This is a genomic window from Streptomyces sp. E11-3, from assembly GCF_046540415.1.
Lineage (GTDB): Bacteria > Actinomycetota > Actinomycetes > Streptomycetales > Streptomycetaceae > Streptomyces.
In genome coordinates this window covers 3344131-3361063 of the sequence record NZ_JAZGRL010000001.1, presented here as the reverse complement: position 1 = coordinate 3361063, position 16933 = coordinate 3344131, and the positions used below count along the sequence as shown (strand labels likewise).

Here is a 16933-nt window from a genome sequence, read left to right as displayed (position 1 = left end):
CAGGGCTCACAGGGCTCACAGAGTTCACAGCGCTCACGGGACGCACAGCGCTCATGGGACGCACAGAGCTCACAGCGCTCACAAGGCTCACGGGGATCACAGGGCTCCCAGGCCCTGGTCCCGCAGGTCGCCCGCGAGCTGATAGAGCCCGGCCAGGTCGATGCCCTCGGCCAGCAGCTCCAACTCGTGTACGGGGAGCCCGAGCTCGGCCAGCTCGGCCCGCTGGCTGCGCTCCAGGGACACCCGCTCCTCGTAGTCGGCGGCCTGCGCGAGCAGCGGCTCGACCAGCTGCTCGGCCCGGCCGCCCTTGCGGGCTCCGCCGAGACCCGCCCGGGAGAGCGCCTTGGCGATGTCCGTACGGCGTACGTCGGCGGGCACCGGCGCGTCCAGGACGGCCGGGCGCACCATGTTCACCAGGACCCGGCCCGCGGGCAGCCCTGCGGCCCGCAGCTCCGCCATGCCGTCCACCGTCTCCTGGACCGGCATCTCCTCCAGGAGCGTCACCAGGTGCACCGCGGTCTCCGGCGACTTGAGCACCCGCATCACGGCCTGCGCCTGGTTGTGTATCGGGCCGATCTTCGCGAGCCCCGCCACCTCGTCGTTCACGTTCAGGAAGCGGGTGATGCGGCCGGTGGGCGGTGCGTCCAGGACGACGTAGTCGTAGGCGTAGCGGCCCTTCTTGTCCTTGCGGCGTACGGCTTCGCAGACCTTGCCGGTCAGCAGGACGTCGCGCACACCGGGTGCGATGGTGGTCGCGAAGTCGATCGCGCCGAGCTTCCTCAGGGCCCGGCCCGCGCCGCCGAGGCGATAGAACATCTGCAAGTAGTCGAGCAGTGCCAACTCGGCGTCGATGGCGAGTGCGTACACCTCCCCACCGCCGGGAGCGACCGCGATCTTCCGCTCCTCATAGGGCAGCGCTTCGGTTTCGAAGAGCTGCGCGATGCCCTGTCTGCCCTCGACCTCGACCAGGAGGGTGCGCTTGCCCTCGGTAGCGAGGGCGAGCGCGAGTGCGGCGGCGACCGTGGTCTTACCGGTACCGCCCTTGCCGCTGACGACCTGGAGCCTGCTCACATATGCGAGCCTAACCAGTCGGCCGCCGGGCTACGCACGAGGCTGTCAGTGCCAGGCATTACAGTCGCCGTATGACCAAGTGGGAATACGCAACTGTGCCGCTCCTCGTCCACGCGACGAAGCAGATTCTGGACACCTGGGGCGAGGACGGCTGGGAGCTCGTCCAGGTCGTGCCCGGGCCGAACAACCCCGAGCAGCTCGTGGCCTACCTGAAGCGGGCGAAGGCATGAGTGCCGTCGAGGACAAGCTCGCCTCGCTGGGGCTGACCCTGCCGGAGGTCGTCCCGCCGCTCGCCTCGTACCAGCCGGCCGTCCAGTCCGGTGTGTACGTGTACACCTCGGGCCAGCTCCCGATGGTGGAGGGCAAGCTGCCGGTCACCGGCAAGGTCGGCGCCGAGGTCACCCCCGAGGAGGCCAAGGAGCTGGCCCGCACCTGCGCGCTGAACGCGCTGGCCGCGGTCAAGTCGGTCGCCGGGGACCTGGACCGGATCGCCCGTGTCGTGAAGGTCGTCGGCTTCGTCGCCTCGGCCACGGACTTCACCGGCCAGCCGGCGGTCATCAACGGCACCAGCGAGCTCCTGGGCGAGGTGCTGGGCGACAAGGGCGTGCACGCACGGAGCGCGGTGGGCGTGGCGGTCCTCCCGCTGGACTCCCCGGTCGAGGTCGAGGTCCAGGTCGAGCTGACCAAGGCCTGATCGCCTGGGGGAGCGGGGCAGGTGGAGCAGGTGGGGCGGTGGAGCAGTGAGGCGCAGCGATTGCTGCCCCTCGAACATCCACCCGCCACCGGATAGCCTCCGCCCATGGCGAATGGTCAGTGGTACCCACCGGAGTGGCCCGACCGCATCCGTGCCCTGGCGAACGGCACGCTGCGGCCCGCCCTCCCCAAGCGCGCGGCGACGGTCATGCTGCTGCGGGACACCGCGGCAGCCGGCCCCGCCGTCCATATGCTGCGCAGACGCGCCTCCATGGCCTTCGCCGGAGGCGCGTACGCCTATCCGGGCGGCGGAGTCGACCCGCGGGACGACGACCACCTCGTCGGCTGGGCGGGCCCCGCTCTGAGCACCTGGGCCGAGCGGCTCGGCGTCGCGGACACCGAGGCGCAGGCCGTCGTCTGCGCGGCGGTGCGGGAGACGTACGAGGAAGCGGGCGTCCTGCTCGCGGGCCCGACCGCCGACACGGTCGTCTCGGACACCACCGGCGCCGACTGGGAGGCCGACCGCGAGGCGCTGGTGGCCCGCGAGCTCTCCTTCGCCGAGTTCCTGGACCGCCGCGGCCTGGTGCTGCGCAGCGACCTGCTGGGCGCCTGGACGCGCTGGATCACTCCGGAGTTCGAGCCGAAGCGCTACGACACCTGGTTCTTCGTGGCCGCGCTCCCGGCGGGCCAGCGCACCCGCAACGCCTCCACGGAGGCGGACCGTACGGTGTGGATCAGCCCGAAGGACGCCACGGCCGGGTACGACAAGGGCGAGCTGCTGATGATGCCGCCGACCGTCGCGACCCTGCGCCAGCTGACCCCGTACGCCACTGCCGCCGACGCGCTAGCCGCGGCGGCGGGCCGCGATCTGACCCCCGTACTGGCCCAGGCCCGGCTGGAGGAGGACGAGGTGGTGCTCAGCTGGCCGGGGCACGCGGAGTTCACCAAGCACATCCCGACCGGGGAGAGCTCCGTATGACCGACGCCGCCGCCCTGCCCGGACAGCCACGCGGCCAGGTGCTCTCGGGCCCCGCCACCGCGCGGGCCGTCAACGTCCTGGCCCCGAACCCGTCCGCGATGACCCTGGACGGCACCAACACCTGGATCGTCGCCGAGCCGGACTCCGAGCTCGCGGTGGTCATCGATCCGGGCCCGCTGGACGACGTCCATCTGCGGCAGGTCGTCGAGACCGCCGAGAAGGCGGGCAAGCGGGTCGCGCTGACCCTGCTCACCCATGGCCACCCGGACCACGCCGAGGGCGCGGCTCGCTTCGCCGAGCTGACCGGTAGCAAGGTCCGGGCCCTCGACCCCGCGCTGCGCCTCGGCGACGAGGGCCTGACGGCGGGCGACGTCATCGACACGGGCGGCCTGGAGCTGCGCGTGGTGCCCACGCCGGGGCACACCGCGGACTCGCTCTGCTTCCATCTCCCCGCCGACCAGGCCGTACTGACGGGCGACACCATCCTGGGGCGCGGTACGACGATGGTGGCGCACCCGGACGGCCGCCTCGGCGACTACCTGGACTCCCTGCGCCGACTGCGCTCGCTGACCGTGGACGACGGGGTGCATACGGTGCTGCCGGGCCATGGTCCGGTGCTGGACGACGCCCAGGGCGCGGTCGAGTTCTATCTGGCACACCGGGCGAACCGCCTCGCCCAGGTCGAGACGGCCGTCGAGAACGGGTACCGGACGGCGGGCGAGGTCGTCGCGCATGTGTACGCGGACGTGGACCGTTCGCTGTGGCCGGCTGCGGAGCTGTCGGTGCGGGCGCAGTTGGAGTATCTGGGGGAGCACGGTCTGATCTGACGGGCGCCCTGATTTGGCGGGCGCCCTGATCTGACGGGCGCCCTGATCTGACGGGGGTTCAAAGACAGGCTCTGAGGCCCTGACTGCCGTATTCCGCACGTGTCCGCTCTCCCTGGTTGCTTGACCCGGCCGTATTCCGCCCTCCCTCGATCCTTTACGCTCCGCATACACAGCAGCCCAGCCGCCTGTATGCGGCGTCTTCAGGGTTTTCAGGGTTTTCCAGGGGGAGTCCACGTGTTTGTCCTGTCCATCTTGCTTGTCATCGCCGCCGTGGTGGTGTGGTTCGTCGCGAAGGCGCGCCCGGAGACGCCCGCTCTGAAGCTCGGCGCTGTGGCCTCGCTGGTCGCCGGTGTGTTCTTCGGGATAGCCAGCTGTGTGCACGTGGTGAGCGCGTACGAGGTCGGGGTCCCGGTGACCTTCGGCAAGGTCGGGTCGCCGATGACGCCCGGTATGAACCTGAAGTCGCCGTTCACCAACGTCACCTCGTTCTCCACGCGCCCGGTGGACCTCAACCTGTCCGACAAGGACGTGATCGAGGTGCGTTCCTCGCAGGGCGGCGTGATGCAGGCGGAGGTCACCGTGAAGTGGGCGGTGTCCCCGGCCAAGGCGGTGGAGCTGTACCGGCTCGCGGGCAACGAGGAGTCCATCCAGCAGCGGCTGGTCTTCCCGGACAGCCGGGAGATCGTACGGAACGTCTTCGCCCGCCACACCAGCGAAGAGGGCTACAGCTCGGCCCGCGAGAAGATCAACACCGAGATCGGTGAGCTCATCAAGGAGCGGCTGGCGCCGCGCGGCATCGACGTGTCGACCGTCAACCTGCGCAATGTGAAGCCGTCCCAGAAGCTGCAGGACACGATCGACCGCAAGATCCAGCAGAAGGAAGCCACCGACCGGGCGACCGAGGCGAGCCGCACGGCCGAGGAAGAGGCCAAGCGGCGCAAGATCGAGGCCGAGGGCATCGCCAAGGCGAACAAGATCCTGAACGACTCGCTGACCGACAAGGTCCTGATGAACGAGTGCATCGACGCGTTCAAGCAGGCCGCGAAGCAGAACCCGGTCTACGCCGTGCCGTGTGGCGGCGGGGACGGCAACCCGCTGATCGTGGACGGCACCCGCAACAATTGACGGCCGTCGGGATTCGACGGGATTCGACACGGACATACGGGAAGGGCCCCACCCGCCGGGTGGGGCCCTTCCCGTATGTCCGTGTCGGTGTCGGTGTCCGACTCCGTGTCAGCGCGAGCGCTTGGCGAGCCGCTCCACGTCCAGCAGGATCACGGCGCGCGCCTCCAGGCGGAGCCAGCCGCGGCCCGCGAAGTCGGCCAGGGCCTTGTTGACCGTCTCGCGCGAGGCGCCGACCAGCTGGGCCAGCTCCTCCTGCGTGAGGTCGTGTACGACGTGGATGCCTTCCTCCGACTGCACACCGAAGCGGCGCGACAGATCGAGCAGGGCGCGCGCGACGCGGCCCGGGACGTCGGAGAAGACCAGGTCGGACATCTGGTCGTTGGTCCTGCGCAGGCGCCGGGCGACGGCGCGCAGCAGGGCGGTGGCGACCTCCGGGCGGACGTTCAGCCAGGGCTGCAGGTCGCCGTGGCCGAGGCCGAGCAGCTTGACTTCGGTGAGGGCGCTGGCGGTGGCGGTGCGCGGGCCCGGGTCGAAGAGCGACAGCTCGCCGATCAGCTCGCCGGGGCCGAGGACGGCGAGCATGTTCTCGCGGCCGTCGGGGGAAGTGCGGTGGAGCTTCACCTTGCCCTCGGTGACCACATACAGGCGGTCTCCGGGGTCGCCCTCGTGAAACAGCGCTTCGCTGCGTGCGAGCGTCACCTCACTCATGGAGGCGCGGAGCTCCGCGGCCTGCTCGTCATCGAGCGCCGCGAAGAGCGGGGCGCGCCGCAGAACGTCGTCCACGAGTTCTCTCCTATCGACCTGCATCAAGGGACCGTGATCCCCATTTTGCCGGACGGTCCAAACAGTGTGATCAGTCACAAGGATGCCGTACTGGTGTCGTATGCCGTGAGACAGGGGGCCCAATCGGGGTCGGTTCCCCGGGGTCCGGGGCGGATGTCGGTGGTCGGCCTTAGGCTGGCCGAGTGTCCAATACGCCGGTGAGAGCACAGGCCAAGGGGGCTGGGAAGGTGGCCGAGCGCCGTAATTCCGCTGTGGGCGAACAGGCTCCAACAGGGTCAAAGAATGCCGCAAAACGGACAGGGGAGAGGGGTGTGAAACCAGCCGCAGAGGGGTCCGGGGAGTCCGCGAAGGCACCGGCCAAGGCCACGAAGGCGGCCGCCAAGGCCCCCGCGAAGACTACGAAGGCCACGAAGGCCCCCGCGAAGGTCACGGAGGCATCCGCGAAGACCACGAAGGCCTCCGCGAAGACTACGAAGGCGGCCACCAAAGCTCCCGCGAAGACCACGAAAGCGGCCACCAAGGCGCCCGTGAAGACCATCAAACCCGCCAAGATCGCGAAGCCCGAGTCGCGCCTCTCCCTCGTCCGCCGCGCCCGCCGTATCAACCGCGAGCTCGCCGAGGTCTACCCCTACGCCCACCCCGAGCTCGACTTCGAGGACCCCTTCCAGCTCCTGGTCGCCACGGTGCTCTCCGCCCAGACCACCGACCTGCGGGTGAACCAGACCACGCCCGCCCTCTTCGCCCGGTACCCGACGCCCGAGGACCTGGCCGCCGCCGACCCGGAGCAGGTCGAGGAGCTGATCAAGCCAACCGGCTTCTTCCGCGCCAAGACCAAGTCGATCATGGGCCTGGCGGCCGCTCTGCGGGACCGCCACGGCGGCGAGGTACCCGGCCGCCTGGAGGACCTGGTCAAGCTCCCCGGCGTAGGCCGCAAGACCGCCAACGTCGTACTCGGCAACGCCTTCGGTGTCCCCGGAATCACCGTCGACACCCACTTCGGGCGGCTGGTGCGCCGCTGGAAGTGGACCGACGAGGAGGACCCCGAGAAGGTCGAGGCGCTGATCTGCGAGATCTTCCCGAAGAGCGAGTGGACGATGCTGTCGCACCGGGTCGTCTTCCACGGCCGCCGCATCTGCCACGCCCGCAAGCCCGCCTGCGGCGCCTGCCCGATCGCGCCGCTCTGCCCGTCGTACGGCGAGGGCGAGACGGACCCCGAGAAGGCCAGGAAGCTGCTGAAGTACGAGATGGGCGGCTTGCCGGGCCAGCGGCTGAAGCCGCCCGCCGACTACCCGGGCAAGCCCGCGCCGCCACTGGGGGCCGGGTGACGGCGGCCACGCCGAGACGGCGGAACGTTCCGCGCACCCCCATGCGTTGGGCAGGGAGATGCGGGGGGTGTTCATGACGCGCGCCAGTGAGCAGCAGGACGGTCAGGTGGCCGTCACGGTGAGCCGTGACGGGCTGCCCGACTGGCTGGATCCTGTGGCCAGCGCGGCCGAGGGCATCGAACCCAGGCAGCTCAGCCGCTTCCTGCCGCCCGAGAGCGGAGCCGGGCGGCAGTCCGCCGTGCTCGTCCTCTTCGGCGACGGAGACCGGGGACCCGAGTTGCTGCTCATGGAGCGGGCCGGCTCGCTGCGCTCCCACGCCGGCCAGCCCTCCTTCCCCGGCGGCGCCCTCGACCCCGAGGACGGCGACCCGCACACCACGGGCCCGCTGCACGCCGCCCTGCGGGAGGCCGAGGAGGAGACGGGGCTCGACCCGAAGGGGGTGCAGATCTTCGGCGTACTGCCCAAGCTGTACATCCCGGTGAGCGGCTTCGTGGTGACCCCCGTGCTCGCCTGGTGGCGACAGCCCAGCGCGATCGGCGTCGTCGACCCGGGCGAGACAGCGCGGGTCTTCACGGTTCCCGTGGCACATCTCACGGACCCCGAGTACCGCGTCACCGCCGTACACCCCAGGGGCCACAAAGGCCCCGCATTCCTGGTCGGATCGGCCCTGGTCTGGGGTTTCACGGCCGGGGTGATCGACCGCATTCTGCACTATTCGGGCTGGGAGAGACCGTGGGACCGCTCCCGGCAGGTCCCGCTCGACTGGCACGCATGACAGGGTGGCCTCCGTGAATGTGCTGGACATCCTGTTGCTGGTCGCCGCCGTGTGGTTCGCGATCGTGGGCTATCGCCAGGGCTTCGTCGTCGGCATCCTGTCGGTGATCGGGTTCTTGGGCGGTGGCCTGGTCGCCGTGTATCTGCTGCCGGTGCTCTGGGACGCCTTCACGGACGAACCGGAACTGAGCACCACCGCCGCCATCGGGGCGGTCGTGGTGGTGATCGTCTGTGCCTCCGTCGGCCAGGCCTTCACCACCCACCTCGGCAACAAGCTGCGCAGATACATCACCTGGACCCCGGCCAGGGCCCTGGACGCCACCGGTGGCGCGCTGGTCAACGTGGTCGCGATGCTGCTGGTCGCCTGGCTGATCGGCTCCCTGCTGGCCGTCACCACGCTGCCGACGCTCGGCAAGGAGGTGCGGGCCTCCAAGGTGCTGCAGGGCGTCGACCGGGCGCTGCCGAACCAGGCCGACACCTGGTTCACGGACTTCAGCGCCATCCTCGCGCAGAACGGCTTCCCGCAGGTCTTCAGCCCGTTCGCCAACGAGCCGATCACCGAGGTCCAGGCACCCGACCCGGCCCTGGCGAACAGCGAGGTCGCCACCCGCGCCAAGCGCTCCATCGTGAAGGTCACCGGCACGGCCCCGAGCTGCGGCAAGTCCCTGGAGGGCACCGGCTTCGTCTTCGCCGACCGCCGGGTCATGACCAACGCGCACGTGGTCGGCGGCATCGACGAGCCGGTCGTCCAGATAGGCGGCGAGGGCAAGCTGTACGACGGCAAGGTCGTCCTCTACGACTGGGCACGCGACATCGCCGTCATCGACGTGCCGAACCTGAAGGCGCCCCCGCTGAAGTTCGCCGACAAGAACGCGGTCAGTGGCAACGGCGCCATCGTCGCGGGTTTCCCGGAGAACGGCCCGTACGACGTGCGCTCCGCCCGTGTCCGCGGCCGGATCAACGCCAACGGCCCGGACATCTACCACCGCGGCACCGTGCGCCGCGATGTCTACTCGCTGTACGCGACCGTGCGGCAGGGCAACTCGGGCGGCCCGCTGCTCACACCGGACGGCGAGGTGTACGGCGTGATCTTCGCGAAGTCGCTGGACGACCCGGACACCGGCTATGCGCTGACGGTCGAGGAGGTCGCCGAGGACATCAGGCTCGGCCGCGCGGCGAACCAGCAGGTCGACACCCAGGGCTGTGCCCTGTGACGCTGCCGCGCTAGCTCTGCCTTCGCGGACAGAGCGGAGGCAGAGCGCCTACGGAGTGCAGGCAGAGCGTCCGACAGGGCCCAGAACCTGGATCTCAGGCGCGGGTGTGCCGCAGCCGCGCCGAGACCCAGCGGGCCCTGCGGCGCAGGATGCGCGGGATGCCCAGAACCCGGGGATCGTGGCCCTGGTCGTGCGGGCCTCCCGGGTGGCCTTGAGGGCCGCTCCCCGGATGCGGATGGTTCGCCGCGGTGGCCGAGCGGCGATTGCGTGCTGCGTCACTGAAGTCGTGCGTCCAGCCCATACCCCGACGTCTGCCCGTGCCCCATGGTCGATAACCGCCCCCACAGAGCCCAATTGGCCTATGCGGCGGGCAATTGGCCGTTCGGAGAACAGCCGTTCCCATGGCTCTACCGGTCGGGCTCGGGGTCCTTCAGCCAGTTGACCAGCTCGGTCGAGAAAGCCACCGGATCCTCCTCGTGCGGGAAGTGCCCCAGGCCGTCGAACAGCCGCCAGCGGTACGGCGCTTCGACGTACTCGCCGGAGCCCGCCGCGCTCCGGGTGCGCATCACCGGGTCGAGTGACCCGTGCAGATGCAGCGTCGGTACCCGTACCGGCCGCTTCATCCGCCGGTTGAACTGGATGCCGTCCGGCCGTGCCATCGAGCGCACCAGCCACCGGTACGGCTCGATCGAGCAGTGCGCCGTCGAAGGGATGCACATCGCCCGCTGATACGCCGCCACGGCCTTGTCGTCCGGCAGCCGCGGCCCCGACCAGTCCCGGATCAGACGGCCGGTCAGCGCTCCGTCGTCCGCGACCAGTTGCCGCTCCGGCAGCCAGGGCCGCTGGAAGCCCCAGATGTACGAGCTCGCCGAGGTCTGCTTGAGGTCGGCCAGCATCGCGGCCCGCCAGCGCCGTGGATGCGGCATCGAGGAGACCGCGAGGCGGCGCACCAGCTTCGGCCGCATCACCGCCGCGGTCCAGGCCAGATACCCGCCGAGGTCGTGCCCGACGAGCGCGGCGTCCGGCTCGCCCAGGGAACGTACGACCCCGGTGATGTCGAGGGCCAGGTTCGCCGGGTCGTAGCCGCGCGGTGTGCGGTCACTGCCGCCCGTACCGCGCAGGTCCATCGCCACCGCACGGAAGCCCGCGTCGGCGAGCGCGGTGAGCTGGTGCCGCCAGGTCCACCAGAACTGCGGGAAGCCGTGCAGCAGCAGCACCAGCGGCCCGTCACCCATCTCGGCGATGTGGAAGCGCGCGCCGTTGGCGGCGACGTCCCGGTGTGTCCAGGGGCCGTCGATCCGTACGGCCGACGTGGGTGCCGATGGGAGGGAGTGTGCGGCGGGGTCCGTCATGAGGACGAGCGTGCCACAGGGGCCGCCTCAAGCGCCCTGTCGTCGAGCTCGTCGCTGGCCGAAACGGTGGCCGCGCGGGGATGCGGCTTGACGTTCCCCAGTACGGCAGCCGTCTCCTTGGCCGAGGAGACGGCCTTCTGCGGGCCCTGGCCCTGCTTGGCCTTCTTGGCGAAGGTCACACCGATCAGGCCGAGCAGGGCGGCCACCAGCACGTTGGCCGCGAAGGAGAGGAGGAAGCAGACCGACAGGTGCCAGTCGCTCCAGGCGTGGATGCCGTAGGCGAGCGCGAAGCTCAGCATCGGCAGCGAGAAGATCAGGACCGCGACGGCCGCGATGAACGCGGCGCCACCCACTCCGGCACGCTTGACGTCGTTGCGGAGCTGGGCCTTGGCCAGCGCGATCTCGTCATGGACAAGACCGGACAACTGGTCGGTCGCCGCGGATACCAGCTGCCCGAGGCTGCGGTCTCCGCCTTCGGCTGCGCTCATCGCGGTCCCCTCTTCTCTTCTGTGGCCGACATCTGGCATCAGATCATGCCGGACTGTGGTCCTCTACGCTCTCTTGGGCTCGCGCTTCGGCGAGCTTGCGGTGCTCGGCGGCCTTCTTCTCGTAGATCGCGGCCATCCGGAGGTGGTAGTCGGGATTGTCCATCTCGTAAACGTCCGGGATGCCGTCGGCGTCGTCGTCGCGGTCCTCGTCCGCGCACAGCCTGCGGTACTTGGCGTTGCGGACCTTCAGCAGGATGGTCGCGGCGACGGCGGCGATCAGCGAACCGACCAGGACGGACGCCTTGATCTCCTCGGTCATCGCCGCGTCACCCTTGAAGGCGAGCTCGCCGATGAGCAGCGAGACGGTGAAGCCGATACCGGCGAGCGTGGCGACCGCGAAGACGTCGGGCCAGGCCAGATCCTTGCTGAGCTGGGCCCTGGTGAACCGCACGGTGAGCCACGTACCGCCGAAGATGCCGAGCGACTTGCCCAGGACCAGACCGAGCACGACGCCCAGGGTCTCGGGCTTGGTGAAGACGTCGTTGAGGGCCTCGCTGGAGACCGCGACACCGGCCGAGAACAGCGCGAACATCGGCACCGCGAAGCCCGCGGACAGCGGGCGCACCATGTGCTCGATGTGCTCGCCGGGGGACTCCTGCTCACCCTCGCGGGTGGTGCAGCGCAGCATCAGGCCCATCGCGACACCGGCGATGGTGGCGTGGACGCCGCTGTTGTACATCAGGCCCCAGATGACGGCGGCCAGCGGGATGTAGATGTACCAGCCGCGTACGCCCTTGCGGAGCAGCAGCCAGAAGACGGCGAGGCCGACGACGGCGCCCCCGAGGGCCGCGAAGTTCAGGTCCTCGCTGAAGAAGACCGCGATGATCAGGATCGCGAAGAGGTCGTCGACGACGGCCAGCGTGAGCAGGAAGGCGCGCAGCGAGGACGGCAGTGACGTGCCGATGACCGCGAGTACGGCGAGCGCGAACGCGATGTCGGTGGCGGTCGGGACCGCCCAGCCGTCCAGGGCGCCGTTTCCGGTCACATTGGTCAGGACGTAGACCAGCGCGGGGGCGGCCATACCGCAGAGCGCCGCGGCCACCGGCAGGATGGCCGCCTTGGGATCGCGTAGATCACCGGCGACCAGCTCGCGCTTGAGTTCGACACCGGCGACGAAGAAGAAGACGGCGAGCAGGCCGTCGGCCGCCCAGTGCTGGATGGACAGGTCCAGGCCCAGCGCGCTCGGGCCGATGTGGAAGTCGCGGACCGCCTCGTACCCCTCCCTGAGGGGGGTGTTCGCCCAGATCAGCGCGGCGATGGCGGCCGCGAGGAGCAGGACGCCGCCGACGGTTTCGGTGCGCAGAAGCTCCGCGATGAAGTTCCGTTCGCGGAGTGAGGGGCGTCCGAGTGCTTGGTCTTGGTCGCTTTGGGTCTTGCTGGGAGCGGGCGCGGCCACGGGTGAGGACCTCCGGGTCGGTTCGGCAACGGGGTTCGCTTGCTGCATTGCCGACCAGACTTCCCGGCACACCTTTGTGGATCTGTCGCGTCGGCTACAGGGGAGCAACCTTTCGAACCCTTGTCGCGTTGTTGACGCGGTCCCACCCTACCGGGTGTGTGCGCGGACTGACCTGGCAATCGTCACCTTATGCGCGAAACGGGCACCCGGCTCGTTGCCGGATGCCCGCCCAGGAGGCCTACGGGAGGTCGCTGGAGATCAGTCCTCGCTGCCTGCGCTCGGCAGTTTTGTCTGGATCAGGGCCATCACCGAGGAGTCGGTGAGCGTGGTGACGTCGCCCAGCTCGCGGTTCTCGGCCACATCGCGCAGCAGTCGCCGCATGATCTTGCCGGAGCGGGTCTTCGGCAGCTCGGCGACCGGCAGAATCCGCTTGGGCTTGGCGATCGGGCCGAGCGTCGCGCCCACGTGGTCGCGCAGCTCGCCCACCAGCCCCTCCGTCTCCGCCGCCGTACCGCGCAGGATCACGAAGGCGACGATGGCCTGGCCGGTGGTCTCGTCGGCGGCGCCGACCACCGCGGCCTCGGCGACCGAGGGGTGCGAGACCAGGGCCGACTCGACCTCGGTGGTCGAGATGTTGTGGCCGGAGACCAGCATCACGTCGTCCACCCGGCCGAGCAGCCAGATGTCGCCGTCGTCGTCCTTCTTGGCGCCGTCGCCCGCGAAGTACTTGCCTTCGAAACGCGACCAGTAGGTGTCGAGGAAGCGCTGGTCGTCGCCCCAGATGGTGCGCAGCATGGACGGCCACGGCTCGGTGAGGACGAGATAGCCACCGCCGCCGTTGGGTACCTCGTTCGCCTCGTCGTCGACGACGGTGGCCGAGATGCCCGGCAGGGCGCGCTGCGCGGAGCCCGGCTTGGTCTCCGTCACGCCCGGCAGCGGCGAGATCATCATGGCGCCGGTCTCGGTCTGCCACCAGGTGTCCACGATCGGGCACTTTCCGGCGCCGATGTGCTCGCGGTACCAGACCCAGGCCTCCGGGTTGATCGGCTCGCCGACCGTACCGAGCACCCTGAGGCTCGACAGGTCGAACTTCGCCGGGATGTCGTCGCCCCACTTCATGAACGTACGGATCGCCGTCGGCGCGGTGTAGAGGATCGTGACGCCGTACTTCTGGACGATCTCCCAGAAGCGCCCCTGGTGCGGGGTGTCGGGCGTGCCCTCGTACATCACCTGGGTCGCGCCGTTGGCCAGCGGCCCGTAGACGATGTACGAGTGCCCGGTCACCCAGCCGACGTCGGCGGTGCACCAGTAGACGTCGGACTCCGGCTTGAGGTCGAAGACGGCGTGGTGGGTGTACGCGGCCTGGGTGAGGTAGCCGCCGGAGGTGTGCAGGATGCCCTTCGGCTTACCCGTGGTGCCCGAGGTGTAGAGGATGAACAGCGGGTGCTCGGCGTCGAAGGCCTCGGGCGTGTGCTCGGCGCTCTGCCGCTCGGTGATCTCGTGCCACCACACGTCCCGGCTGTCGTTCCAGTCGACGTCCTGGCCCGTACGGCGTACCACCAGGACGTGCTGGACCCGGTCGACCCGCTCGATGGCGGCGTCCACGGCGGGCTTCAGCGCGGCGGGCTTGCCGCGGCGGTAGCCGCCGTCCGCGGTGATGACGACCTTGGCGTCGGCGTCCTCGATGCGGGTGGCCAGGGCGTCCGCCGAGAAGCCGCCGAAGACGACCGAGTGCGCGGCACCGACGCGGGCGCAGGCCAGCATCGCCACGGCGGTCTCGGGGATCATCGGCATGTAGATGGCGACCCGGTCGCCCTTCTGCACACCCAGCTCGGTCAGCGCGCCCGCGGCCTTGCTGACCTCGTCCTTGAGCTCGGCGTACGTGATGCTGCGGGTGTCGCCGGGCTCGCCCTCGAAGTGGATGGCGACCCGCTCGCCGTGGCCCGCTTCGACATGGCGGTCCACGCAGTTGTACGCGACGTTGAGCTTCCCGTCGGCGAACCACTTGGCGAACGGCGGATTCGACCAGTCGAGGGTCTCGGTCGGCTCGCTCGCCCAACTCAGCCGCCGCGCCTGCTCGGCCCAGAAGCCGAGCCGGTCAGCCTTGGCCTGTTCGTACGCCTGAGCCGTGACGTTGGCGGCTTCGGCCAGCGCGGCGGGCGGCGCGAACCTGCGCTCTTCCTTGAGCAGGTTGGCCAGGCTTTCGTTGCTCACGACATCTCCCTTTCCCAGGGTGTCCGTTGTGTCCCAGACCACACCTCATCAGACGCGCGCCCTCGGTGACAAGGGTTTGCCGGAAATTGGTTTAGACCTGTGCCTGTGGGTGGGGTGCCTGGGTGGTGCCATACGTTTTCACGGACGGGAACGGGTGGTGGTTCAGGCGCGGCGGAAACAGGTCGTGGTGGCTCAGGTGCGACGGAAACAGGTGGTGGTGGCTCAGGCGCGCTCCAACGCGGTGGGGGCCACCCGGTCGAAGAGCCGGTCGCAGTCGGCGAGCAGATAGGCCTGGGCCTCGCCCACGTGGAAGTACATGCCGTGGAGCTGGAGCGTGCCCTGGGCGAGGCCGTACGTCACCGCCGGATGGGACCGCAGATGCTCCAACTGCTGCACCACGTTGGTCAGACAGAGCTGCTCGACCGCGTCGGCCGGTGCCCGGCCAGCGATCCTCGCCCAGGAGTGGTTGTGGCTCGCCATGCGCTCCAGGCTGGGCACGCCGTGCCGCAGCCAGCGCCGCAGCGGTGTCTGGTCCACTCCCGAAGGGCTGTTCAGCAGCGCTTGCATGGCCCCGCAGCCGGAGTGTCCGCACACGGTGATCGACTCCACCTTCAGCACGTCCACCGCGTACTCGATCGCCGCCGCCACCGAGTCGTCCCCGCTCTCCTGGCCGGGCAGCGGCACGAGGTTGCCCACGTTGCGTACGACGAACAGGTCTCCCGGACCGCTTGAGGTGATCATCGAGGTGACCAGGCGGGAGTCGGCGCAGGTGAGGAAGAGTTGCGAGGGCCGCTGCCCCTCGATGGCGAGCCGCGCCAGCTCGCGGCGGACCAGGGGCGCCGTATCGCGTTGGAACGCGCCGATGCCGCTGGCCAGTTGGTGCCCGCGCTGGGGTGCCTCGGCCGGGCGGTCGCAGCGGTGGTTGCGCCAGGGGGTCCAGGGGCGGCAGCAGGTGTGGGAGCCGGACGCGGGTTCGGCGATCCGCGCTCCGGAGCGCCCGGTCAGCTCGGCGGTGCCGCCGCGCGCGGTGTGCGCCGCCTGCCAGTCCTGCAGCGTCTCGTACGCCGCGTGGTCCATGAAGGAGCCGTCCAGCTCGACCACGGCGTCGGAGCCCTGCGGCACCAGATGCAGCGAGCGGCTCAGCCGCGGCACCGCGAGGAACGTCAACTGCCCGCGCACCCGCACCTGGTGGATGCCGTTCCGTTCGGTGTACGTGATACGGGTGCGGGCCAGTCGGTGCAGCGCCACGGCCACCGCCACCGCCACGCCGATCGCCACGCCTTCCAGTACGCCGAGGAAGACCACGGCGAGGGTGGTGGCCGTGTAGACCAGTACTTCCCGGTGCCGGGTGACGGTGCGGATGTGGGTGAGGGACACCATCTGGACGCCGACAGCCATCACCAGTGCGGCCAACGCCGCGAGCGGGATCAGATCGAGTACGGGCACCAGGAGCAGCGCGGCGACCACGATCCACAGGCCGTGCAGCATCGTGGAGTTGCGGCTCACACCGCCTGCGCGGACGTTCGCGGCGCTGCGCACCGCGACGCCGGTGATCGGCAGGCCGCCCAGCGCCCCGGAGACGATGTTCGCCGCGCCCTGGCCGCGCAGTTCCTTGTCGAGGTTGGCGCGCGGCACGGGTGGTCCCTTGCGCGCGGTGGCCAGCTTGTCCACGGCGACGGCCGACAGCAGTGACTCGACGCTGCCGACCAGGGTGATGGTGAGGACGGCCGCGATGAGGCCCAGTACCGGGCCTTCGGGGAGTCCGGCCAGTGCGTGGCTCTGCCACGACGGCAGTTCGACCCGGGGCAGCCGGAGTCCGGCCGCGGCGGCCACCGCGGTCGCGGCGGCCACCGCGGCCAGCGGCGCCGGGACCTTCCGTACGGCCCGGCCGACCCGTCCGGGAATGCGCGGCCACGCCAGCAGCACCAGGAGGGTCAGTGCGCTCATCGACAGGGCGACCGGGTGCAGGTCGGCCAGCTGGGCGGGCAGCTCCCGGAGGTTGTCGGTGACGGAGCTGTGCGGATTGCCGCCCAGCACGATGTGCAGCTGGGCGACGGCGATGGTGACCCCGATGCCGGCCAGCATGCCGTGCACGATCGCCGGGCTGACGGCCAGTGCGGAACGGGCCACCCGCAGGAAGGCCAGGGCGAGTTGCGCCAGGCCGGCGAGGACGGTCAAGGCGCAGGTGGTGCGCCAGCCATAGTGCTGGATGAGGTCGGCGGTGATCACGGTGAGCCCGGCCGCGGGGCCGCTCACCTGGAGCGGCGCGCCACCGAAGCGGCCGGCCACCAAGCCGCCGACGGCGGCGGCGACCAGGCCCGCCTGGAGCGGGGCGCCGGTGGCCAACGCGATGCCGAGGGACAGCGGCAGCGCGATCAGGAAGACGGCGATCGAGGCGGACAGATCGGCTCCGGAGATCCGGAACCTCTTGCGGGGGCGGGTGGGGACGCAGGCGGACATGTTTCCCGTCTCCTCCGGCATTCCGGATGGTCTCAACTCCCGGACTTTTCTCAACTCTCAGTAAACGGACCGTAATGCAGAGTAAAGGATCGGGGAGGATTATCGGGGCAAATGGGTCAACCTTTCCCTCGTACGAGTGAATAGGCCATTTCTGCGGCTTGTCGCACCTTTT

At 70.1% G+C, this 16933-nt stretch carries 16 protein-coding genes; 8 read left to right on the top strand and 8 right to left on the bottom strand.

Annotated features, from left to right (window positions below; translation table 11 throughout):
- Positions 1-96: 96 nt before the first annotated feature.
- Positions 97-1071, bottom strand: coding sequence for an ArsA family ATPase (locus tag U9R90_RS15340; protein WP_411056994.1), 975 nt, complete (start codon positions 1069-1071; stop codon positions 97-99).
- 71 nt (positions 1072-1142) lie between these two features.
- Here U9R90_RS15340 and U9R90_RS15335 point away from each other — a divergent pair, with 71 nt between their 5' ends.
- The 5 genes from U9R90_RS15335 to U9R90_RS15315 all read left to right on the top strand — a co-directional run bounded on the left by U9R90_RS15335 (position 1143) and on the right by U9R90_RS15315 (position 4695).
- Positions 1143-1301: a DUF4177 domain-containing protein gene (locus U9R90_RS15335; protein WP_020129281.1), complete on the top strand. Its 159-nt coding sequence runs from the start codon at positions 1143-1145 to the stop codon at positions 1299-1301.
- On the top strand, positions 1298-1765 hold the full coding sequence (locus U9R90_RS15330; RefSeq protein ID WP_411056993.1) for a RidA family protein: 468 nt from the start codon (positions 1298-1300) through the stop codon (positions 1763-1765). The genes U9R90_RS15335 and U9R90_RS15330 overlap by 4 nt, the downstream gene beginning before the upstream one ends.
- 105 nt (positions 1766-1870) lie before the next feature.
- A complete protein-coding gene (locus U9R90_RS15325; RefSeq protein WP_411056992.1) occupies positions 1871-2743 on the top strand; it encodes an NUDIX hydrolase in 873 nt (290 codons plus the stop codon).
- On the top strand, positions 2740-3570 hold the full coding sequence (locus tag U9R90_RS15320; protein ID WP_411056991.1) for an MBL fold metallo-hydrolase: 831 nt from the start codon (positions 2740-2742) through the stop codon (positions 3568-3570). Before U9R90_RS15325 ends, U9R90_RS15320 begins: the two co-directional genes overlap by 4 nt.
- A gap of 234 nt (positions 3571-3804) precedes the next feature.
- On the top strand, positions 3805-4695 hold the full coding sequence (locus U9R90_RS15315; RefSeq protein ID WP_411056990.1) for a prohibitin family protein: 891 nt from the start codon (positions 3805-3807) through the stop codon (positions 4693-4695).
- Between the two features lie 108 nt (positions 4696-4803).
- On the opposite strand, the gene U9R90_RS15310 is transcribed toward U9R90_RS15315, so the two are convergent.
- Entirely contained in the window at positions 4804-5478 is a 675-nt protein-coding gene (locus tag U9R90_RS15310) for a Crp/Fnr family transcriptional regulator (RefSeq protein WP_411056989.1), read from the bottom strand.
- A gap of 311 nt (positions 5479-5789) precedes the next feature.
- Here U9R90_RS15310 and nth point away from each other — a divergent pair, with 311 nt between their 5' ends.
- The 3 genes from nth (at position 5790) to U9R90_RS15295 (ending at position 8791) form a co-directional block, all read left to right on the top strand.
- Positions 5790-6803, top strand: coding sequence for an endonuclease III (nth, locus tag U9R90_RS15305; protein ID WP_411056988.1), 1014 nt, complete (start codon positions 5790-5792; stop codon positions 6801-6803).
- A 73-nt stretch (positions 6804-6876) separates the two neighbouring features.
- Entirely contained in the window at positions 6877-7578 is a 702-nt protein-coding gene (locus U9R90_RS15300; protein WP_411056987.1) for an NUDIX hydrolase, read from the top strand.
- A gap of 13 nt (positions 7579-7591) precedes the next feature.
- Positions 7592-8791: a MarP family serine protease gene (locus U9R90_RS15295; protein WP_411056986.1), complete on the top strand. Its 1200-nt coding sequence runs from the start codon at positions 7592-7594 to the stop codon at positions 8789-8791.
- Between the two features lie 94 nt (positions 8792-8885).
- Here U9R90_RS15295 and U9R90_RS15290 read toward each other — a convergent pair whose 3' ends face one another.
- The 6 genes from U9R90_RS15290 to U9R90_RS15265 all read right to left on the bottom strand — a co-directional run bounded on the left by U9R90_RS15290 (position 8886) and on the right by U9R90_RS15265 (position 16761).
- Positions 8886-9092, bottom strand: a complete 207-nt coding sequence (locus U9R90_RS15290; protein ID WP_411056985.1) for a hypothetical protein — start codon at positions 9090-9092, stop codon at positions 8886-8888.
- Positions 9093-9198: 106 nt separating this feature from the next.
- Positions 9199-10143: an alpha/beta fold hydrolase gene (locus U9R90_RS15285; protein WP_411056984.1), complete on the bottom strand. Its 945-nt coding sequence runs from the start codon at positions 10141-10143 to the stop codon at positions 9199-9201.
- Positions 10140-10631, bottom strand: a complete 492-nt coding sequence (locus U9R90_RS15280) for a phage holin family protein (protein WP_411056983.1) — start codon at positions 10629-10631, stop codon at positions 10140-10142. The genes U9R90_RS15285 and U9R90_RS15280 overlap by 4 nt, the downstream gene beginning before the upstream one ends.
- Positions 10632-10674: 43 nt before the next feature.
- A complete protein-coding gene (gene nhaA, locus U9R90_RS15275) occupies positions 10675-12087 on the bottom strand; it encodes a Na+/H+ antiporter NhaA (RefSeq protein WP_411056982.1) in 1413 nt (470 codons plus the stop codon).
- A gap of 258 nt (positions 12088-12345) precedes the next feature.
- Positions 12346-14343: an acetate--CoA ligase gene (gene acs, locus U9R90_RS15270; protein WP_411056981.1), complete on the bottom strand. Its 1998-nt coding sequence runs from the start codon at positions 14341-14343 to the stop codon at positions 12346-12348.
- Positions 14344-14523: 180 nt separating this feature from the next.
- A complete protein-coding gene (locus U9R90_RS15265) occupies positions 14524-16761 on the bottom strand; it encodes a bifunctional SulP family inorganic anion transporter/carbonic anhydrase (protein WP_411056980.1) in 2238 nt (745 codons plus the stop codon).
- Positions 16762-16933: the final 172 nt, after the last annotated feature.